This is a genomic window from Paenibacillus sp. 01T431 (assembly GCF_056398625.1).
In genome coordinates this window covers 13,759-37,079 of sequence record NZ_JBFTPT010000004.1, presented here as the reverse complement: position 1 = coordinate 37,079, position 23,321 = coordinate 13,759, and the positions used below count along the sequence as shown (strand labels likewise).

Annotated in this window: 11 protein-coding genes; 1 reads left to right on the top strand and 10 read right to left on the bottom strand. The window is 44.7% G+C overall.

The window, feature by feature from the left end:
- Positions 1-63 precede the first annotated feature (63 nt).
- Positions 64-495, top strand: coding sequence for a MarR family winged helix-turn-helix transcriptional regulator (locus AC1DM9_RS07840; protein ID WP_477509825.1), 432 nt, complete (start codon positions 64-66; stop codon positions 493-495).
- Positions 496-668: 173 nt separating this feature from the next.
- Here AC1DM9_RS07840 and AC1DM9_RS07835 read toward each other — a convergent pair whose 3' ends face one another.
- The 10 genes from AC1DM9_RS07835 to AC1DM9_RS07790 all read right to left on the bottom strand — a co-directional run bounded on the left by AC1DM9_RS07835 (position 669) and on the right by AC1DM9_RS07790 (position 23,213).
- Positions 669-6,983 carry a family 78 glycoside hydrolase catalytic domain gene (locus AC1DM9_RS07835; RefSeq protein ID WP_477579371.1) on the bottom strand — a complete coding sequence of 2,105 codons (6,315 nt, stop codon included), beginning with the start codon at positions 6,981-6,983 and terminating at the stop codon, positions 669-671.
- 41 nt (positions 6,984-7,024) lie between these two features.
- A complete protein-coding gene (locus AC1DM9_RS07830; RefSeq protein ID WP_477579369.1) occupies positions 7,025-8,038 on the bottom strand; it encodes an S-layer homology domain-containing protein in 1,014 nt (337 codons plus the stop codon).
- A gap of 74 nt (positions 8,039-8,112) precedes the next feature.
- Positions 8,113-13,536 (bottom strand): family 78 glycoside hydrolase catalytic domain, encoded by a 5,424-nt coding sequence (locus AC1DM9_RS07825; RefSeq protein ID WP_477579367.1) that lies wholly within the window; start codon positions 13,534-13,536, stop codon positions 8,113-8,115.
- Positions 13,537-13,717: 181 nt separating this feature from the next.
- Positions 13,718-14,815 carry a rhamnose ABC transporter substrate-binding protein gene (gene rhaS / locus AC1DM9_RS07820; RefSeq protein ID WP_477549469.1) on the bottom strand — a complete coding sequence of 366 codons (1,098 nt, stop codon included), beginning with the start codon at positions 14,813-14,815 and terminating at the stop codon, positions 13,718-13,720.
- A 67-nt stretch (positions 14,816-14,882) separates the two neighbouring features.
- Entirely contained in the window at positions 14,883-15,872 is a 990-nt protein-coding gene (locus tag AC1DM9_RS07815; RefSeq protein WP_339202968.1) for an ABC transporter permease, read from the bottom strand.
- A 4-nt stretch (positions 15,873-15,876) separates the two neighbouring features.
- A complete protein-coding gene (locus AC1DM9_RS07810) occupies positions 15,877-16,926 on the bottom strand; it encodes an ABC transporter permease (RefSeq protein ID WP_441875092.1) in 1,050 nt (349 codons plus the stop codon).
- A 15-nt stretch (positions 16,927-16,941) separates the two neighbouring features.
- Entirely contained in the window at positions 16,942-18,456 is a 1,515-nt protein-coding gene (locus tag AC1DM9_RS07805; protein WP_477549470.1) for a sugar ABC transporter ATP-binding protein, read from the bottom strand.
- A 224-nt stretch (positions 18,457-18,680) separates the two neighbouring features.
- Positions 18,681-20,330: a response regulator transcription factor gene (locus AC1DM9_RS07800; protein WP_477579364.1), complete on the bottom strand. Its 1,650-nt coding sequence runs from the start codon at positions 20,328-20,330 to the stop codon at positions 18,681-18,683.
- A gap of 2 nt (positions 20,331-20,332) precedes the next feature.
- Positions 20,333-22,168, bottom strand: a complete 1,836-nt coding sequence (locus tag AC1DM9_RS07795; protein ID WP_441962882.1) for a cache domain-containing sensor histidine kinase — start codon at positions 22,166-22,168, stop codon at positions 20,333-20,335.
- Positions 22,158-23,213 (bottom strand): autoinducer 2 ABC transporter substrate-binding protein, encoded by a 1,056-nt coding sequence (locus AC1DM9_RS07790; RefSeq protein ID WP_477579362.1) that lies wholly within the window; start codon positions 23,211-23,213, stop codon positions 22,158-22,160. Before AC1DM9_RS07790 ends, AC1DM9_RS07795 begins: the two co-directional genes overlap by 11 nt.
- Positions 23,214-23,321 lie beyond the last annotated feature (108 nt).

Genomic DNA, 23,321 nt, shown 5'->3' with positions numbered 1-23,321 from the left:
TTCATGTAGTGTTTGAGGAAAGGCTAATCGACGATTTGAAATTTATTTAAAGAGGTGCGCATGATGAAATCGAACCAGGAACCGATCGGCAAGCTGATCTCTCAGCTTCATCGCCAAAATCAAAAAAAGCTCGCTGGTGAGCTTTTGCCCTATGGTATCGGCAGTGGCGGGCAGCCAAGCTTCCTTAAGCTGATTCTGAAACAACCTGGTATAACACAGGATCAAATGACCAATGAGTTGAAATTTGATAAGGCTACAACGGCTCGTTCAGTAAAGCAGCTGGAGGAGTCCGGATATATCGAGCGGAGAGTTGATCCTAAGGACCGCCGCTCTTCCCTGCTCTACCCGACATCGAAGGCACTTAAGTTTGCTCCGGTGCTCCAAGCGATTCTTGCGGAAATAAATAACACGCTTGCCGAAGGATTATCAGCAGAAGAGATAGAACTATTGGTTACTTTGCTCCAAAAGATCAATAAGAATTCTGCGCACTTATAAGCGATTTTGTCAAATATAGAGCGAGAAAATCAGAGATAAGATCTGGAATACAAATGGAATGCAAAAAAAAAGAGCGGGTTATCTTTTCGATAACCTGCTCTTTTCCTTGTTCTTTGGCCCTGTGTCTTAACTTTAAGCATAACCATTATTTTTCTTAATCAATTACAAAAATGCTATTCTGTGCGCCACTCGTCGAGGATCATTTGGGCAACTGCTGCTAAAGTACGAATATCAATTGCTTTTATGCCTAGCACATCCGCTTTCTCAATTTCAGACCAGTTCGGATCTGCTGAGGTTACACCGTAGAATTTCGCAATAATCGATAGATCTCGTATCGTAACCTTCGTTTGTCCCTCGATTAATGTCACGATCTTCGCTGTGAATACTTGAACAGCTTTGTTTAGCAACGTTACAGCTTCATCCACCTGCCACTGGCTGCTGCCAGCATTTTTGGCCGTATTAATAGCTGCTTGAAGCGCCGCTTTTGATCCTGCAGCATACTTTCCAACCTTAGTCCCTTCAATCGCCCTGTCATGTTTCGTCTGTGCTGCTGCAATCGCAGCGTTCAATACGGTTCTGTCCACAGGAATCGATGGAATGACCGAGTCGGCAAACCGTTTCATAGCCGCATTCAAAGCATTAAGCGCACCAGCAACTTCCTCACCTGTCGCATTCGCATCATTCTTGACGGCTGTCGCGCTGTTGATTGCTGCTTGCAATACTGCTTTAGCTCCAATTGGATACTGACCAGGTAAAGTTCCTTCCACCGCAGCTTCATGAGCGGACTCCGCTTGCTGGATTGCTGTATTCAGCGCCGTTTTATCAGCAAGATTCACTTCGATTAATAGCGAAGCTTCGGACACATTCATTATCGTTCCTTTGCCATTCATCGATACTTCGAAATCAGACAACGATGCGGTCGTGTTGCCTGCCTTCGCTTCTGCCTTCACCTTACCGTGAAGGCTGAACAAAGGACCACCGTCGATGCCGCCTTGCTGCTCACCCGTGGTTGCCATAATGATTCGAATCTGGCCAAGCTCTGGTTTAACCGCACTCCCGAATACAGCGAAATTCGGCTTCAACGATTGAATGGCTGACGGATCTAACGCTTGAGATATGCCTTCTTTCACTGTCTGGAATTCAAACTTCTGCGGATCATAATGAAAAATAACATCAAGAGCCGTGAAATTCGAACTTATATTGTCCGTTCCAATTGTCCACTCTGCCAACTGCCCTGCTAAAACCATTGTAGGACCTGACAGTGTGGCCATATCTTTTTCTAAAGCAACTGCGCTTACTTTGACATTCAGTGCAGCTGTTTTTGCTCCATCTTCCGTCTTCGCCGTTATGAGACCTGTTAATGCTTCCGCTCCCTTATTGGTTGCGGTAACGGTTGCTTTGGTTACTGCACTAGCCTCATCATAATGAACATTCGTGACAACGATGTTCTCATGATTAGATACAAAATGCACATTTTTGTTTGTTGCATTCGCCGGAAAGACGGTAGCAGAAATTTCAATGCTTTCACCATCCTTCAATTCGATGGAAGAACGATCGAGCTTTAGTTCAGTAACAGGAATAGTTGCGCTTACTTCGAAACGCTTGATTGCTTGCGTCATACCATTGCCTGCAACCACTGTGTAAGTTCCCGAAGACGCATCTTTTTCTATTAAATAGGATGCACGAAATACACCGCCAGGCAATTCTTTATTGAACAACATTGCTTGATCCGGCCCTAGTACCTTTACCTCCACTTTATCGAGTGTCGTATACCCCGCTATCGTTACGGAGTCCCCAGCTACTCTAGCAGGAATATCCTGTAATGAGACATATTCTGCGTTCAGCGGCATCGTCCAAACGTCGGCAATCGAAGGATCATAATTGCGTCCTTCCTCATCTTCTTGGAACCGAACAGTCACCTTGCCATTCTTTGTTAAAGAGATATCGTCTACAACAAATTGATAGGTTACAATACCTCGGCTATCTTTTTCATTCACGCGGCTGAGCACTTTCGTTCCGTTTACCAATACATAATAATCTTTCATTTGTGCCCGATCATACGTTTCGATTGCCCTAATGATGAAAGGTTTGCCTGGCTCAACGGCCATATCAAATTGGAAATAACCATTTGCGTCTCCATGATTAACATATCTTCTCGTTAATCCCTCCTCAACATTTGCACCGGACTGAGCGGAAAACTTTACATTATGTTTTTGTTCAGAGCCTTGTTCGCCAACGTCTACATGATCGTAAAAGTCTAGCGGCGGGTTTTTATAACGCACTTGAATGGCCGTACTGCTCTTGGCTGCTTCAGCTCCATTAAACGAAGCAATCGCATGCACCTCAACAGCCGATTCAATTGCAAGAAGCGGTGATTTCACCTCAAAACTAATATTCTTTTCTTCACCGGCTTCAAGGCTATAGGCTTGGCGTGCAGGGGAAACCATCCAGTTTAAAGGAGCACTGAGCTCTATAGATCCTTCAACGGAAAAGCTTCCTTTATTTTGAATGGTTGTATTAACCGTTGCTGTACCGCTAGGCTCGATTGTTGCTGGTTCAGCCACTAATGCTTTAATAATGATTGGCGAATCGATCTTTATTGTCGTCTTCAAAGGCACTTCCACTGTTGCATCATTTATTTTGTAGCTTCCGCTGCCAACTATATTAAATAGGCTAGTGGGTTTTTGTTGCTCCGACACTTTCACACGGAATGCAGCAGCAAACGTTTCACCTGGTTTAATGACAGCCATTTGATTATCTCCTATCGAAGTGACTTCCCATCCTTCGGGTTTCTGGAGAGTATAACGCACATCATTAATGCTCGCATCGCCATCGTTCGTTGCTTTCACTTCAACTGTAAATGTATTTCCGGGCAGTAAGGATACCTCGGAAGGGCTAATTAACCACTTTATTCCTAGCTTTTCATTACTAATGGCAGACAAAAACGTTGTTGCGTTTGAAATAAGATTTGCTAAATTTTTAGCAATAATGTCGTTTATTGATCCAGCATTGTTTTGTTCTTGCAACCATAGCTGTAAACCATCTGTTTCATATAAAGCATGATGAACTTGCTCGATAAAGAGAGCATCATCACCGGCTTTGTACGCCTCAATACTTGCTTCAATTCGGCTTGCAAGCGCCTCGCCTTTACCTGAAAGTGCTTGAGTTTGTTCGCTGGTGAGCTCTCCATTATTGGAATAGCTTATTACTTCATTTTGAAATTTCTCCGCCTCATCAAGTGCACTGCCTAAATTTCCAATAATAGGATCAACTACAAACTGATAATCACCCGAGCCTACAGTGAATACTGCATTGCCTTCCTCCATACCAACAAATTGCACACCTTCCACCGACAATGCAAATTGGCCGCTCTCTGTTACTGCCCACTTGCTATCAGCAGGGATATAGACCGTAGCCGTTGTATTTGCTGGAATCGTGACATGCTGGCTAAAAATATCCCCTTCTTTTTTCCAATCGCTTACAATCATGCCATAAACAGAATTGTACGATCCTTTAGCACTAGTCAAATCTCCACCAAGTCGAGGTTTAATCAAAATATGCTTATAACCCGGGCTTGCAGGGTCCTGTTGAATGCCGGCAATATTTTGATACATCCAGTCTCCGACTGCTCCATAAGCGTAATGGTTAAAGGAGTTCATGCCAATGTCTTGGAAACTGCCATCCGGCTTAATAGAATCCCAGCGCTCCCACATCGTAGTCGCACCATTTTTGATTTGATATCCCCATGAAGGATAAGTGTCATTGTTGAGCAATCGGTAAGCAACATCCAAATGTCCCGTTTCGCTCAATACCGGCAATAAATCTCTCGTGCCAAGAAAACCGGTTGATAAATGCCAATCGCGCGCTTTAATCAGCTCTACCAAATGATCCGCCGCAGCTTGACGTTTCGATTCGGGAACCAAATCCATGTACAAAGCCAAGACGTATCCCGTTTGGCTATTTCCTTTAACTTTTCCATCTTCGCTAACATAGGCTTTAATAAACGCTGCTTTCACTTGCTCATAAAGCTGCTCGTACTTGTCGGCATCCTCTTGACGGCCGATGGCATGCCCCATTTCGGATACCAGTTTTGTACTGTACGCAAAATAAGCGGTAGAGATTAAATCTCCTGGCGTTGGATCATTCACATCCAGCCAATCACCATACATCGACGACGGACGAATAAGTCCAGAGCTATTTTTTCTCATATATTCGATCCAGTGAACCATTTCATCATAATTTTCTTCAATAACACGGATATCTCCGTAACGCTGCCAAATGGTATACGGAACGGTAACGCCAGCATCCCCCCAGCCGGCATTGCCTCTTTCTCCGAGAACATTAGGCGCTACATCGGGAAAAGCACCGTTAATCGATTGTCCATCTCTCAAATCTCTCATCCATTTGCTTCCTATAAACTTTGCCACGTCCATATTAAAAGCAGCAGCTCCAATAAAGACATTGATATCACCGGTCCAACCCAAACGCTCGTCACGCGCAGGCGTATCGGTAGGAACCTCCAAGAAATTGCCTCGCTGCCCCCAAGTAATATTGCTTTGCAGTTGATTCAACATCGCACTAGAAGTTTCTAACTTGCCGCTAAACGGTGCTGCTGTATGCATGACCATTCCTGTAACGGCATCCATACTCGGCACACCGGGATAACCCGTTACCTCCACATAACGGAAACCATGAAACGTAAACTTCGGCTCATATACTTCATCTCCGCTGCCCTTCAAGGTATAACGGTCCGTTGCTTTTGCCGCACGCAAGTTTGCTGTATAGAAGGTCCCGTCCGGGTTTAACACCTCTGCATGTCGCAGAGTAACCGTTTGACCTGCTTCACCGCTTACTTTTAGCCTTACGGTTCCGACCATGTTCTGCCCTAAATCAAACACATATTTGCCAGGTACCGGCTCTGTCATCTTAATCGGCTTCATTTCTTCAATTAATTGTACCGTTGGGCCATCCTGGGCGACTAGCTTCCCAGTCACTTCATCCTCTAATTTCTGAACCGAATCCCAGCTCGATGCATCGAAGGCAGGAGTATCCCATCCGTCTATTTCTTTCGTTGCATCATAGGTCTCTCCCATCAAAATACTAGAAGATACAATTGGTCCTGCAGCCCATTTCCATGATTGATCCGTTCCAATCGTTTCTGTTGAACCGTCTGTGTACTCAAGATTTAATTGCATGAACAAATAATTGCTATCGCCATAAATGTTCGGACCAATAAAACCGACATGACCGGAATACCATCCCTCAGCCAATATAGCGCCAATGACGTTGTCACCGTTTTGAAGCAAATCAGTTACATCATAAGTCTGGTATTGAATATGCTTCGTGTAATCTGTCCATCCTGGCGTAAATAAATCTCTGCCTATACGTTTGCCGTTAATGCTAGGTTCATATATTCCGAGAGCGCTGGAGTAAAGTCTTGCTTTTGCAATGGACTTCTCTAAAGAGAAATCTTTACGAATGTAAGGAGGCGAAGCTGTAATTTTTACGTTTTTCCCCCACGGCGACTCCCCATAGGACGCGACGATCATCGCAGCTGACCAGCTGCTGTCATCAAAATCTGATTTCTCCCATCCCTCCATCTTTACCTTGGCCGCTTTCAAACCTTGATCCATATTCAATTGAAGAGGTGTTCCTTCCTCGAATACCACTTTCAAGCTGCCAAGAAGACCAGCAGGTCCGCCATCGTTTGACGTTTGGATTGCAATCGTATTAGATCCAGGAATGAGTGCACTTGAGACATCTACAATTTTGCCTTCTTTCCATGAATCGACCGCTTTGATAGAACTGCCCATTCGCTTTCCATTCACATATAACACGAACCCATCATCCGCAGTTAATAAAAATTTTCCTTGTGTTATTGTCCGGTCTAACGGCAATTGAATGGTTTTGCGAAAATAGCGATCTCCTGCAGGAGCATTTGAAGCCGGGTTCCCTTCCGGAAACCAAACCCATTTAAGACCTTCTGTTGTCATATTGTTCGCGTCGCTCATACCGATCCATTCCGCTTGCCAATCCGAATCATGGAGAAGACCCATTTCCCACCAAGCAGGATCACTCCATTCTGAAGCCTTCTCATTGTTCAATTCCCATACTTTTACTCTCCAAAAGTAACGTTTGCCAGACTCCAGAGGTTTGCCGTCATAAACGACATTTACCGATTGATTCGAATCAACTTTATCGGTATTCCACACATCCGGTTGATTATCCAGCAATTTCTGTTTGGTGCTAGCTACCTGAATGGCGTATGCTGTTTGAAGCTGTCCACGTTTATCGGACTGAAGCTTCCAACTCATCCTCGGCTTCACCACATCAATACCGATCGGATTGTTCGTGTACTCCGTCGTTAAATCGGTTACCGCCATCGTTGCTCCCGTTCCACCCGCTTCGCCATACGCCGTACTAGTCATAGGCAAGCATAATGTGAAGCCGATCACCAAAGCTAATAGAAGACTCATGGTTTTCCTCATACTTTTTTCCCCTCGACTTTCTTTTGTTATTGTTTATCGTTCTATTTTTGCTTCAGCATGGCAAGGATGACGACTACCGACTCAGCCCGAGTAGCATGCTCATGAGGTGCAAACCGGTTACCATTTCGCCCTTTGATAATTCCTGTCTCCACAGCTGCAGCTACGTAACCAGTCGCCCAAACAGGAATTTCTAACGCATCCGCAAACTGCAGCTTCGTTTTTTGGTCTGCTTTTAGATCAAGAGCCCTCATGACGACAGCAACCATTTCTGTCCGATTAATTAACTGGTCTGCGCGGAAGCTTCCGTCATCATAACCTTTTAATAGACCTGCCTTAACCGCTGTTGCGATATACGGTTTCGCCCAAGCAGCAATTCTATCGCTATCGTTGAAGGCAAGTTTACTGTCAGCTCCAAGTTCTAGATGAAGCGCCCGAACCATCATAGCTGAGAACTCCGCACGCGTTACTGCGCGGTTAGGAAGGAATGTTCCATCGGCATATCCCGTAACAAAACCGAGCTCAGCCGCTTCCCTAATCGCACTTTCCGCCCAATGTCCTTTAATATCTTTCCAATCCACAGTAATAGATTTTCCAGCTACAGTTACCTGCAGCATAGTTTTCAGTTCATTCATCTCCAATTTCGAATTAACAAGCTGCACAGCTTGAAGGCTGACCTCAGCATTCCCCTCAGCAATTCGCTCAAATTTCAGCAATACCAGCTCTTTGTCCCCTGTCTCGCCAGCTGAATTGCCTGTTTTCGTATGGGCAAACCGAATGGTCCCCTTCTTTACGATCGGATCGACAGAAAAACCTGTCAAAGCAGTACGTGCTCCAACAAACTTCAATCGAGTGGAATCGTATTTCATCGAAATATCATAGGCAAATACATCGGTTAAGTTTTTTCCCACTACTGAAATTTCAGTTTTGGCTTCTTGACCAGTGAGCTTTAGTTCAAAAGAAGCAGCAGCCATATCCGCCATTGCCGAAATGGGCATTAAACTGAACATACTGATTAAAATTGTGAATACTATCGCCATTCGTTTTGCATTCGACATATCGCATGAATCCTTTCATAGCAGAGTTTATGAGGCAGGTTAGTGTGCCTGCCTCCAATTCGAAATTCGTATGTCTATTCCAAGCTCCACTCTTCAAGAATCATTTGCGCAATGGAAGCTAATACACGAATGTCGATTACATTTGCGCCGATCACATCTGCTTTCTCAATTTCAGACCAGTTTGGATCTTTGGAGGTTACACCATAGAAATTCGCTATGATCGACAGATCTCGAATCGTAACCTTCGTTTGTCCCTCGATCAGTGTCACAATCTTCGCTTTGAAAACTTGAAGAGCTTTGTTTAGCATCGTTACAGCCTCATCTATTTGCCACTGGCTGCTTCCGGTATTCTTGGCTGTGTTAATGGCTGCCAGCAGCAGCGCTTTTGATCCTGCAGCGTACTTGCCGACCTTTGTGCCTTCGATTGCCCTGTCATGTTTTAATTGTGCTTCTGCAATCAATCGGTTTAACTCCGTCCTGTCACCAGGAGCTGATGGAATCACCGATTCGTTAAATACTTTTACTGCTCCATTCAAGCCATTAAGCGCTATGGTGACTTGCTCCACAGTCGCATTCGGATCATTCTTCACTGCAATCGCACTGTTGATTACTGCTTGCAATGCCGCCTTAGAACCCGTTGGATACTGGCCCGGCTGCGTGCCTTCCATTGCGGCATCATGTAACGCCTGCGCTTGTTCGATTGCCGTATTCAGCGCTGTTTTGTCAGCGAGGAGCACTTCCATCGAGAGTACAGCTCGCGATACATTCATCATTGTTCCCTTGCCACTATCCGACACTTGGAAATCAGACAGCGATACCGTTGTATTGCCTGCTTGTGCACTCGGTTTCACCTTCCCGTGGAGGCGGAACAGATTGCCACCGTCAATACCTGCTTGCTGCTGGCCTGAGGTGACCATGATGATCCGAATCTGGCCAAGCTCGGGTTTAACCGCCGTTCCAAACACTTCGAAATTCGGCTTCAACGACTGAATGACCGATGGGTCCAGCGAGAGGTAAGTACTTTCCCCAACCGTCTGGAATTCGAATTTCTGCGGGTCATAATGAACAATAACATCAAGAGCCGTGAAGTTTGAGCCTACATTTTCAGCACCGATCGTCCACTCCGTTCCCTGTCCTGCTATGACAGTGTCACTTCCTGACAAAGCAGCCATATCTCGTTCTGCGGAAGCTGCGGTTACCGTAACATTTAGCGCAGCCGTCTTGCTGCCGTCTTCTGTCGTCGCAGTTATGACGCCATTTACTTGATCTGCTCCCTTATTGGTTGCTGTTACAGTTGCTTTCGTTGTATCGCTAGCTTCATCATAATGAACATTCGTGACGATAATGTTCTCGTGATTGGACTCAAAGTGCACCAGCTTATTTGCAGCATTTGCCGGAAGCACTGTCGCAGCAATTTCGATGTTTTCTCCATCCTTCATTTCGAGCGAAGTACGATCCAAGCTTATGCCAGTAACGGGCAAGCCAGCTTGATTGTTATATACCTCCAGCTCAGCTAATTGGAGCCTATAGTAAATATCGTCTGATGCCATATCCCCAAGCTTATTGACCGACAGCCTCACATATCTAGCGGTTTGGTTTTCAAACGTATACAGCTGTGGCAGCATCAACGGGTTCGGCTCACCAGTCATTCTCTTTACTTCTAAATAATCTCCGCCATCAGGCTTAACCTGAATATGAAAATCGATAGGATAGGAGGCGGTTCGTGAATCCTTTGTACTGGAATCCGTTCTTGGATACAGCACCACACTATTCAGATCTTGATTCGCACCCAGATCAATCTCTACCCAAAGCGGATTGTTTTCTTGCGACTGCGAAGGAGAGCCTGTTGATGAATATTTTCGCGCCAAATTTCCGTCCGTGAGCCCTGCTGCCCCCCACTCTGGCGAAATCTCCAACGTTTCGCGTGCGATTGCCTTTTTGCCTAACGCCAGATTCGCCCCGGTAACTACGATCAACCGAATAGAGGAGGTAAGCACAACTTCTCCTGATTTTACCGTTGCAGTAATTTCTGCGGAGCCGGGTCCAACTGCAGCTGCGATTCCGTTATCAGCAACCTTGATCACATTAGTGTTGCTGCTCTCATACTTAATCTCAGCATTAGTGAAATCGGCTTCCATTCCATTATCCATACTTCCGCTTAATGTGAGCTGAGTTTGTTCACCATGCTGCAGCTTCGTTGCTTTGCTGCTCAAGTTGATGCTTTCCAGCTTTAAGTTGGAATCAGCCATTGTACTAGCGAACGAGTATGCTCCAGATCCGACCGAATAGACCGCTTTGTCCCCTTCCATTCGCAAAAACTTGACACCAACAGCTTCTTCAGCAAGCTGTCCGCCTTCGCTCACGGATGCTTGATCTACCGCTGGAATGTATACGGTCGCTGTTGTATTAGCTGGAATCGTCACATTCAGCTTGAAGGCTGAGCCTTCCTGCTCCCAGCGGCTCTTGATCAAACCGTAAATAGACTTGTATTCTCCATTCACATGGCTAAACTCTCCACCAGGTGTAGGCTGAATGATAATATGTTTGAATCCAGGCTGCTCTGGATCTGCCTCGATTCCTGCCGCATAGCGGAACATCCATTCTCCAACGGAGCCAAGCGAATAATGGTTAAAAGAGTTCATTCCTGCGTCACCGAATCCATTCTCCTGTGTATAGGAATTCCATCTCTCCCAAATGGTCGTTGCGCCATTTTTGATGCTGTATCCCCAAGAGGGGTAAGTATCGTTCGTCAACAAGCGGTAAGCAACCTCTGTATAGCCCGCTTCTGTTAGTACCGGCAGCAAATAACCTACACCAAGAAACCCGGTCGACAGATGCCAGTTTTTACTCTTAATATTTTTAACTAGATGCTCAGCAGCTTTCTTCTTGATATCTCCATCCAATAAATCCATGTGCAGTGCAAACACATAACCTGCTTGTGTATTGCCTTTGATCTGTCCGTCCAAACCAACAAACGCGGTGTTAAAAGCAGCTTTAATATCATTAAATAATTGACTATATTTCTCCGCATCGTCTGTTTTCCCAATGATCGCTGCCATCTTGGACAATAAATTCGTGCTGTATGCAAAATAGGCCGTATTCACCACATCCGTTGGTGTAGTTTCATTCACGCTCAACCAGTCTCCGTAACCACCAGCCGGACGAATGAGCTTGTTGCTGTTCGTTTTGAGAAACTCGATCCATTTCACCATCGCATCATAATGCTCTTTGATTACGGAAGTGTCGTTATAAGCTAAGTACAGTGTCCATGGGATAATAACGCCTGCATCTCCCCAGCCGTTGCTTCCATTACCCATTCCGCTAACATTTGGCGCAACGTCTGGGAATGCTCCATTTGCCCCCTGCGCATCAACAACATCCCGCATATATTTCTCGTAAAACCCAGGAACTTCCATGTTATAGGTAGCAGTGCGAACGAACACCTGAGCATCTCCTGTCCAGCCCATTCGTTCATTACGCTGAGGACAGTCTGTTGGAACGCTTAAAAAATTTCCTCGTTGTCCCCATGTGATGTTGCTATAAAGCTGATTGACCATCGGATTGGAGGTTTCAAATGTCCCGGTCTTCGGTGTATCGGTGTGAACAACAATCCCCGTTATGCTATCTAAAGCAGGTTCACCCGGATAACCAGTCACTTCTACGTAACGGAAACCGTGGAATGTGAAATGCGGTTCATATTGCTCAAGCCCACTTCCTTTTAGGACATATTCATCTGTTTGTTTAGCTGTACGCAAGTTCTCCGTGTAAAGCGTCCCATCATCATTCAGCATCTCGGCAAACCGCAGCTTCACTTTCGTTCCGGCAGTGCCTTCGACTTTTAACCTTGCCCAGCCAACCATGTTCTGTCCCATATCAAAAATATAAGTACCGGCACTAGGTTGCTTCACTGAGTTCGGCTTCAATTCTTCCGTCGCCTTGACAGTAGGGCCTACCTGTGCAACCAGCTTCCCGCGGAAATGGCTGACCTCTTTTACATCGTTCCATGATGAAACGTCATAATTCGAACGGTTCCACTTATCCATTTCTTTGCGCGCGTCATATGTCTCTCCCATTAGAATGTCGGAGTAGCGAACGGGACCCGAAGTCGTTGAATGCCAAGAAGAATCGGTCATTACCGTTTCACTTGTGCCATCCTCATATTCAATTTTTAATTGGAATAAAAACGACAGCTCTGTTCCGTACTGATTTGGACCAACATGTGCCACATTTCCCGCGTACCAACCGTCACCCAGCATTGCCCCAACCGCATTTCCTCCTTCAAGGAGCATGTCGGTTACATCATAGGTCTGATACTGCAAACGCTTATTGTAATCCGTCCATCCCGGATTAAAGAAATCGCTGCCTACCCGTGTCCCATTTAGGCTGAGCTCATAAAGTCCAAGCGCCGTCGAGTAGACAGTCGCTTTGCGTACTGGCTTCGCAATTTCAAAATCTTTCCTCAGCATAGGTGAGCTTCTGCTCTCGACTTTCTGATAAAAGGTGCCGTTCTCTACGAGAAGTTTTCCATCTTCCGTTAATTGTCCCCCTTCAAAGCTTGCTGCTTCCTTATCATCAAAATTTGCTTGAAACAACTCCTTGCCGTGTTCATCCTTAATGACGATATTGTCGAACAAGGCGCGCTCATTCGTCCTTGCGTCTTTATGCTGGCGGAATCCAATAGGACCGAATGATATATTGTCATTTTTCATCGTGTCGATTAACTCATTGTTGATGTAGGTTTTGATTTCTTTGCCGTTCACTTCAATTTTCAGATGATAAGCAACATTCAATTGCTTGTCATTCGGAATGACACGTGAAATATCTACTTCCTTCATAAGCTTCGTACCGCCGACATTCGTGTGTGGCCGAAACTGGGCATACGCTTTTTCTTTTACGTTAAACTGCCAGAAAAAATTATTGGAAGCATTAGGTCCGCCAAACAAAATGGCTGCCCCATCATTTAATATTATAAAATCCAGCTCGATAGAATAGCTTGACGGTACAGTCGCAGGTGTTGAGGCGGCAATCCACTTGGCTTGCCAATCAGCAGGCGCGAGCAATCCCATTTCCCACGAGCCCAGCTCACTCCATGCTGAAGCGTGATCATTGTTATCCCAAACCTTCACTTTCCAGAAATAACGTTTTCCGGATTGTAAAGCTTCTCCTTTGTATTCCACATTGTTGGAATCGCTGGACATGATTTTGCCAGAATCCCAAATGTCTCCTTCATTGCCAGCCAAACGGCTCTCTTCTGAAGCGACAATGATTTGATAGGCAGTTTGCATCTGTGCTCTCTCTGTTGATTCAAGCAACCAGCTGAGTCTCGGCATGGTGTTATCGATTCCGATTGGGTTATGGCTATACTCTGTATGTAAGTCATATGCAGTCATTTGGCCCGTTCCTTCTGCTCCGAATGCGGCTACTGGCTGTAATAAAGCAATTACAAGAACAGTTGCTAAAAATAAACCAAGCAGCTTCTTCCTGAACAAACTATTCATTTGCCAAAACACTCCCTTTTTCATTACATTGGTATCGCTCTCAATTTGGAAGACTAAACATAAATCCAAAAAAAAATAGCCGGGAGTACAAGAAAGGATATCCTGCTTGCTGCAGGTCCTTCAACGACTACCCGGCCAATCTTCTCATTCTTCGATTATGTGTAATGATGAAAGGATTGTTTTAATAAACATCCTTCCATTCAGCGATGTTAGAGGAATCGAATTTGAAGGGATCGCCAAGCATAATTTGCGTGCCTTCACCGTCTTTCACGACTTCTTTCTCACCTAGTTTGCCAGCTGTCAGCTTATCCCCAACCGCACCTGTAATCTTGCCGTTCACCAATGCGTCAGCTGCATAACCGGACAAGTACCCAACATCAATCGGATTCCACAAATACATCCACTGACATACGCCGCTCACGATATATTCCGCCATTTCACTCGGCAGGCCAAGACCGGTCAATTGCACTTTCCCAGTGAGACCCTTATCCGTTAAAACCTTGCCCGCTGCCGCGATTCCTACTGTCGTTGGCGCAATAATACCTTTCAGATCAGGATACGATTTCAAGAGCGCCTCAGTCTCGGACACGCTTTTATCACGCAAATCATCACCATAAGCTACTTTAACGAGCTTGATTTTACTGTATTTCGAATCCTCCAGCTCTTTCTTCATCCATTCGATCCATGTGTTTTGGTTTGTCGCTTGAGAGGTCGCGCTTAAGATCGCAATTTCGCCTTCGCCGCCAATCATTTCCGATACGCCTTGAATTAGTGTGCGGCCGATACGCTCAGGATCTGCTTGATTTACATGAACCATGCGACTGGCTGCGTTAACCGCTGAATCTAAAGAAAGGACTTTAATGCCTTGATTCATCGCTTTCTTCAGCGCCGGCTGGAGCGCGTCCGGATCATTTGCCGCAATTGCGATCACGTCCACCTTTTGCGAGATAAGCTCTTCAATCATTTGAATTTGCGCTTCTGCTGTCGGCTGATCAGGCGCCTTCAAAATCGCTTCATATCCGAGCTCTTCAACAGCGTTTTTGTAGCCTTCCATTTGCTTCTCACCGTATGGATTACCCGTGTTTTTAAAGATAATGGCATATTTCTTCTTTTTCGTACTGTCCGTTGTGTCATTTCCCTTGTTTTTCTCTGTAGCTTCGCTCTTGTTGCCGCCCGTATTTTTGGAATTACTGCCGCTGTTGCCTCCTCCGCATGCGGTTAACATCGAGATCGTAAGCAAAACAGTTAAGCATACAGATAACACTTTGTTTCTTCTCATTGTCTTTCCTCCCTTTTTTGTCCAATCCTTTATATACAAAACAGCCGATCGACTGTATTGCACCAACTTAAGTTTTCTTCGTACGACTCCGACCTACTTTAAGTCTCGGAACAGCGACGGCGAATATAAGCAGCAAGCCTATAATAATGAGCAGGATTTGCGCTTGTACGTTGACTAATCCTAAACCATAACGCAGGAAACCTATGAGGAAGACCGCTAGTATGGCTCCTACCATTCTTCCTTTTCCTCCAGCCGTACTAATGCCGCCGAGAACAACCATGGCAATGACATCGAGTTCATACCCCATCGCAATATTAGGACGCGTGCTTCCCATACGGGAAGTTAGAAACAAAGCAGTCACAGCGGACATCAGTCCTGCAAGCGTAAAGACGATTACTTTTACACGATCGACATTCACACCTGAGAAGCGGGCCGCGTTGATGTTATTCCCCATCGCGTACAATTGTCGGCCGAACACGGTTTTGTGCAGCAGTAAGCTAAACACAATGGCAAATACCGCAAAAACGATCAAGATAAACGGAATCGGTCCCACGTACCCCCAGCCCAAATAGCTAAACCACTCTGGAAAAGATCCTGCTGCTTGATCTTCCAAAATAATGTAGGCGATTCCCCGATAAATGATCATCGTTGCCAAAGTAATGATAACTGCGGACAATTCCTTGTACTTCACAATAAGGATGCCGTTAATCCATCCGCAAATGGTGCCCACTGCCAAACAAATGACCATAGCTAGCACAATAGGGACACCTTTATTGAATAAGTCCGCCATAATAACAGACGATAATGCTACAATCGATGCGACGGATATATCGATATCCGCGAGGATGATGATGAACACCATAGGGAGCACGATAAATGCTTTATCTAGAAAACCCATTGTTGCATCTCGCAAATTATCGTAATCCCAATAAAACTCAGATAGATTCATATTCATGACGGTTATGGCAAGAAACAATACAACCAACATCCATTCCCACTGAAGGAAAAACCGTTTGAAGGAAAAATCCTGCTTATTCGTAACAATTCTCGGCTCCATAGCGTTAGATTTTCCTCCTCATAAGATTGTTGCGATCAACGCCGCGCTTGACGATTGCATTAATAAGGACCGCGATCAAAATAATTGCGCCTTGAATGCCGTTCTGCCAAAAGGGCGATACGTTAATCAAAGGAAGTGCATTATTCAAAATACCTAGTAAAATAGAGCCAAGGATGATGCCCGATATTTTGCCAGAACCGCCTGCAATGCTCACACCGCCTAGTACACACGCAGCAATTACGCTGAGCTCATAACCCGATGCCGTATCACCTTGCGCTGATGCAAATTTGGATACCCATAGCACACCTGCTAAGCCGGAGAGACCGCCCATAATGGAATATACAAGCCATAATATTTTGTCTACCTTAATGCCGCTTATTACTGCCGAATCTGGATTGCTTCCAACAGCATAGATTTGTCTGCCCGTTCGGGTATGATTAACAAAATAATAAGCGACGAAATAAATGAGGATTGCAATAAAGATAAGATTATTGATTCCGAGCGTTGTTCCCGTTGCCATCGCTTTGAAACTTGTAGGCATTTGATGTGCACTAACCCATTTGCCCCCACTAGTTAGATAAGTAAACCCGCGGAACACGTTCATCATCCCGAGTGTGGCTATGATGGGCAGGATACCGATTTTGGAAACCAGGAAACCAATGATCACACCGCTGACAAGTCCCGTTAAAGTGCCGATCAGAAGGGCGACGACAGCTGGAATTTCTGGAAATGCACTGACCGTCTGTGCCGCGATCATGCCTGAAAGAGCCAATGTTGCACCGATGGAAAGATCAATTCCGCGGGTAACGATTACGAGCATCATCCCCACAGCCAAAATGCTCAAAATCGCGGTGTTCGTTACCATATCGTTTATATTTTCCAAGGTCAAAAAGCTGGGGTTGCGAAGCTGGACGCCAATTGAAAGCAAAACAATAAATCCGAGTAGTCCAAGCTCTCTGAATTTGGCGATCTTAGCGCTGAGCGTGCGCGTTGGCCTTGTAGCTCTAAGCGAAGCTGCGGTTATACCTCTCGTACTGAGTTCTCTCTCCTGCATGTGTCATGCCCACCTTTAATGTTGTTGTATAAGAGGGCGATCGTCAGCCATTGATGCTTGAAGTATCGCTTCCTGCGAGATCGAATCGCGGTCTAGAAAAGCTGTTATCCGGCCCTCGCGCATGACGGCTACCCGATCACACATCCCAATCATTTCAGGCATCTCGGACGATACCATCAATATCCCATACCCTTGACATGCCAAATCGCTGATCATTTCATATATGGCAGATTTGGCGCCAACATCCACACCTTTGGTTGGTTCATCCAAAATGATGACATCCACATCAGCAGTCAGCAGCTTTGCAAATACAACCTTCTGCTGGTTGCCGCCTGAGAGCGAGCTGGCCAAATCGAATATGCTTTTTGCTTTAACATTCACCTTCTCAGCTAATTGCTTAGCGATTATCGCTTCCTTATCGGTGTTAAGAACACCTTTGCTTGAAATCTTATCAAGCGATGATAATGTGATATTTCTACCGATGCTCCATTGTAGTACGAGCCCCTGCTTCTGCCTGTCCTCCGGCAAGTAGCCAATCCCCATACGCATCGCATCGATCGGTTTTCGGATGTTCACTTCCTGCCCCTTGAAGAATACCTTTCCTTTGTCGCTTCGCTCAATGCCGAAGATGCTTTGGCAAACCTCTGTCCGTCCTGCCCCAACGAGACCAGTCAATCCTAATATTTCCCCTCTTCGCAGCGCAAAAGAAATATCAGCAAAGTAGCCGGTTCTGCCAAGACCTTCAACCCGAAGCAATTCTTCCCCAATCTGCGCTTCCTTCTTCGGAAACAATTGCGTAATTTCACGACCTACCATCGCAATAATTAGATCTTGGTTCGATATTTCATCCACATTCCAAGTCCCGATGTATCTGGAATCCCGGAATACGGTCACCTTGCTGGCCAGTCGATACATGTCCTCGAAGCGATGAGAGATAAAAATAATAGCTGTTCCCTTGTCACGCAAACGCTCTGTAATGCGATACAAGTCTTCGCTTTCCCTATTGGTAAGAGCGGCTGTTGGTTCATCCATAATAATGATCTTCGCATCAACAGAAAGTGCTTTCGCAATTTCGACGATTTGCTGCTCAGCTACACTTAATGCTCCCATTTGCGTTTTGGGGCTGAATGCTGCGCCAAGCTCCTTCAGAAGCTTATCGGCCTCCTTATGCATTTCGTTCCAAAGAATCCGCTTAGTCCCTTTTTGAATTTTCTCATGCCCCATAAATATATTTTCTGTGACGCTTAAATCAGGATAACAAGTAACATGCTGATAAATGGCTGCAATGCCCATCCGCTTCGCATCCGTAGGATTTTTAAAATCCACGCGTTGTCCATCAAAGAGGATCTCGCCGACATCTGCTGGGTGGACACCGGTAATCACCTTAATAAAGGTTGATTTCCCCGCTCCATTTTCGCCCATCAACGCATGAATCTCACCGGGCTTTAACTTAAAATAGACATTATCAAGCGCCTTGACGCCTGGAAAAGTTTTTGTAATTCCCTCTAGCTCCAAAATGTACTCGGCCATTTCCGGATCACCCTCCATCCTTCGCTGTTCTCTACATGCTGCTGCTTCTTGCTTCCTTCTAGGTCTACCTTACCGAAATTGCAGATCGTGAAGAAGGAGACATTCGTTACTTATGGGGGAGTGTATTCGCTTTGTATATGGAATCCACATTGTATGGCTGTTTGTGAACAAAATAAAAAGGCAGGCGCTAGGCCTACCCTTTAGTTTCTCTACTATACTGACTATCATTTCGAAAACTTCTGTTCTCGATATTTAGATGGCGTCTCCCCAGACCATTGCTTGAACAGCTTACTGAAATACTTTACGTCTTGATAACCAACAAGAACGCTTATATCGTAGAGCTTTAATTGCGAATCAATAAGCAGCTCCTTTGCTTTCTCCATTCTAAGACGCGTGATGTAATCGAGAATTGTTTCACCTGTTTGCGTCTTGAAATGCCGGCAGAAATACGAGGGATTCATATAGACTTGCTCAGCTATACGCTTAATCGTTAAGTCGTCTTGTAGATTGGCTATGATCCAAGCTTTGGCCTGCTCTATCGGTTTCATGCTGCCGCTTTGACGCATTCGTTTCATTTCCAGAACAAGCTGAGCGATCTGCTGATCGAGTTCCACTTTGAGCTCATTAAGATTTATCGCTCGTTTAATCGTTTGAAGTCGGCTCTCGAGCGGATCTAACATTGGCGTATTCACTTTCATTTCAACGCCGACCGAATGGATAAGAATAAATGCGTTCATTATTGCTCGTTGAATTGCAGCAGGCGAATCCATTTTTTCAAGCCGGGCAAAAAACTCCTTCGTAAACTGAACTGCTGCTTGCTCATTTACTTGTTCGACTGCCTGCTTCATTCGCTGCGCAATATGGACAAGCTCATTATCCATTTGGTCTGAAGAGCTCTCCGTCTTGAATTGAATGCCATCTCGGCCAAACAACTGATTGCCGCCATATAATAAACGATAATACATTAATGATAATGCTTGATCCTTTGCTTCTGGCAGCAAATATAAATCCTCAATCGAGCTGCCGCATGAAACAGAAACTGTAAATGGCGTGTAGGACTGAATCGCTGAACGAATTTGACCAGACAGCTCGAACGATGTTTTTTCTAATTTACCGTTGTTTTCGCCATAAGCCTCGGAAAGATGCAGCAATATCCAAAAATTCGAATCGTCCCCTCTCCAGCACCAGCCTATGATTTCTGATTCATTCGAACATTTCTCTACCACCTCTTTGATGATATTCTCAAGCACATAAACATAAGCTTCCCAGTCTTTTGGGGTATAACTTCTTGTCTTTACAGGAAGAGCATCGAGGCTTACATATTGAAGGACGTATCGGCCTTTCGGAAACTCATCCACCCAATATCCTAGCCGTGAGATATCGAGCCCTGCCGAAGTGACATAGCTTAACAGTTGCACTTGCTGCGATGTTTTTAGCTCMTCGGATTTTCTTTCCATCTCGTTCCATTTCATATGCTGAAACCGTCCGCTTTCGATTTTCACCTTAATTTCTGCCATTCGATTCTTAAACTGTTCCCGGTCAATCGGTTTTAAAAAATAGTCAACAGCTCCTTCTCGAAGCGCTGTCTGAATGTATTGAAATTCATCATAACCACTAATCACAAGCGGGAAGAAGGAATAATGGCGTTTTCCCTCGCTTATTAACGTTAGACCATCCATCACGGGCATCTTCACATCCGTAATAAGCAAATCTACTGCTCCTTGTGACTGATGCAAATAATCCATTGCTTCTTTGCCATCAGACAGCGTCGCAACGATTTCCCACCCCTCACCGCAAGAGCGTATGAGTCTAGCAATGCCGTTTCGAATCATTTCTTCATCATCTACAATCAATGTTCTGATCGCCTTGTGCATGCTTACTCCTCCTTGCTTTTCGATTTTTCTGCCACATCGTTCAGGGTGATGACAGGAATACGGATAATAACCTCTGTTCCCTTGCCAAAAATGCTATGAAGCTGCACCCCATACTGCTGGCCTAACATAATCATAATTCTAGCGTTTACATTGCTTAGCCCAAACCCAGAATCCTTGTGGGCTAGTGTCTCCGATCTGAGTGACCTCTCGAGCTTCTCCAATCGATCATGATCGATACCCGGACCATTGTCCCATATTCGAAAAACGATATCTTCTTCTCCAGAACGCGCACCAAATTCACGACTGATGCTTAGACGAATATCGAGTGCTTTACGGGTTTCAAGTCCATATTTAATGGCATTCTCAATAACCGGCTGCAAAATAAATTTGGGTGTATAAAAGGATTCGATGTCCGTTTTTTTATCGATCTCAAACAACAGCCGATCATTGAATCGATATTTCTGAATGGTCAAATAATTGCTAATATGCTGGACTTCATCCGCAATCGCTACAAATTTGTTTTTGTTGCTAACCGAAAAACGAAGCATGCGGCCAAGCAGTGTGACCATCTCGACAACCATTTCCGATCTGCCGTCCTCTACCGCCATGTTAATGGTCTCCAGCGTATTGTACATAAAGTGCGGATTGATCTGAGACTGCAGGGCGTACAGCTCTGCTTCCTTCTGTCTAATTTTGATATCAAAATTCGTTTCGATCAGCTCATGAATCGTAGCTACCATCGAATTAAAGCTGCGCGCGAGTGCTCCAATCTCATCATTGCTTTCGACCTTAAGATCCACCTGAAACCTGCCCATTTCTACATCCTTCATTAGACGGGAAAGCTTCTTGATCGGCCGCGTTACATTCATTGCGAAAAAAATCGAAATGATCGAAGTAATGAGGACAAAGCAAATAAATACAAAAATGGTCACATTCATAACCAAATCTGTACGCTCTGTTAAATATTTTAGCGGTATGCTATGAGCTAGTATCCAATCAAAATCATTTGATTCGCTAAGGCTTACGATCACCGCTTTTTTCCCTGACCCTTTTCGAAAGCTGCCGTTAAGAATGGGATATCGATTTATTTCTTCATCAAAGCCTCCTATTTTCTCCTCATCTGTATGAAAGATAATTTCGCCCTCACGGTTCATCAGCCATAAATCCGCTGTATTGTTCTGTTCAAACTCCCGCAATATGTTGTCAATAAAAGAGAGCTTTACCGCAACCAGCATCGTCGCCAGGCTTTTGCGGTTATCCACATCATTCATCTGTTTCATGATCAGTACATAGGGTTCGTTATTCTCGAATGTCAGATTGATTTGGCTAGGAAGAATAATTTTCGCTTTTCCCCGTAAATCAAGATCCTGCCCATAAGGGATAAAAGCATTATCCGCATTAAGACCTGTGAACTTTGATCTCGCACTGTAAAAAAACCTGTTTTTCGAAAATATGAAAACACCCATAACATCGGGGTTCCCCGTATTTAAATAAGTACGTGCCAAATAATTGTTTACCTCGAATTGGTCCTGATTCAGCTGTGAACGGCTCTGATAGGAGTCGCGACGCAAAATTGCGATCATATTGTCAGAGTTGAACATTAACGTATGCAGCTCTGCAAAATCCTCCATATGCTTCGTTATATTCGCATTTGCTTGATACAGAAAACGCGGCATATATTCACCAATTTGTTCTTCAATTGATTTTGTGTACTGCAAATAAGAAAAAGTACCGAGCAGCGACATGGGGATAACGCTTAGCAGTAAATAAACTAATATAAGCTTAGAGCTGAGCCGATAGTTTCTGAAGCGCAGTTGCTCTGGAAATTTAAAAATCATATTGATCCACATTCTCTGCTGTAAAATCGATCGGTTCTCCCATAATGACCGTATCCCTGTTCACCCTAATAGTTCCGACATTATAAATGTCTTGACCATCATATGGCAGCTTGCCTTCGAGCAGATTTTTTGCAAGCACAACAGTTAAATATCCAAGTTTTTTGGGACTCCAAAGTGTCGCCATTTGTGCCGAGCCGTCCTTTAAATAATCGCGCATCAAATTCGGCGTGGAGAGACCGACAACTTTGACCTGACCTGTTTTGCCAGCTTCTCTTACAGCTTGTGCGGCAGCTGGAGGTCCTACAGAAGAATTGCCGATAATGCCTGCAAGATTTGGGTATTTAGCTAACAGTTGTTTTGCTTTCTCATAAGCCTTTTGCGGATCATCTTCCGTCTCTACAATATCAATCAGCTTCATTTTCGGGTAAAACTCACTCTGCTGATGTTTGATCCATTTGAGCCACTCATTATGATTAGAAGCAGAGAAAGCCCCTGTCATAATTGCGTATTCGCCAGTTTCTTCGGTGTTCCATGCAAGCGTATCCAACAAATGGCGGCCTAATGTCTCTGTATCGACCATGTTGACAAAAAAATCTCTGCCTTCTGGATTCGTATCTGCATCCCATGTAATGACCTTGATCCCCTTGCTTTTGGCTTCTAAAATGATGGGCAGCAGCTTTTCTGGATCGTTTGCAGAAACTGCAATCGCATCTACCGACAAATTGATAAGATGTCTAATTACATTAATCTGCTTTGATGCATCAGCGATTGGAGGCCCTTCATAAATGACGTTAACGTCTAAATCATTAGCTGCTTCCATCGCACCTTCTTCTGCGACATTAAAATAAGAAATCCCCATTACTTTTGGTACGATGCCGATGGTGTACTTTCGATGATCTTCCTGTTTCTCTGAGGTTGAATTCGATTTAATGGAATGGATCACGTCATATTCACTTTGTGAGTAACGCCCCTGACATGCGGTTGCAGTAAAAATTAATAACAGGATAACAATCATTTTCCTGAACATGCCTTCACCCTTTTCCATTAACCGTTTGCGATAGTTTCATTAAATGATGACAAAACATTCGTAGTTGCTTACCAACTGCCTTAGAATTGAAAGCGTTTACTTAAATCAATTGAATTCTCTTTTTAT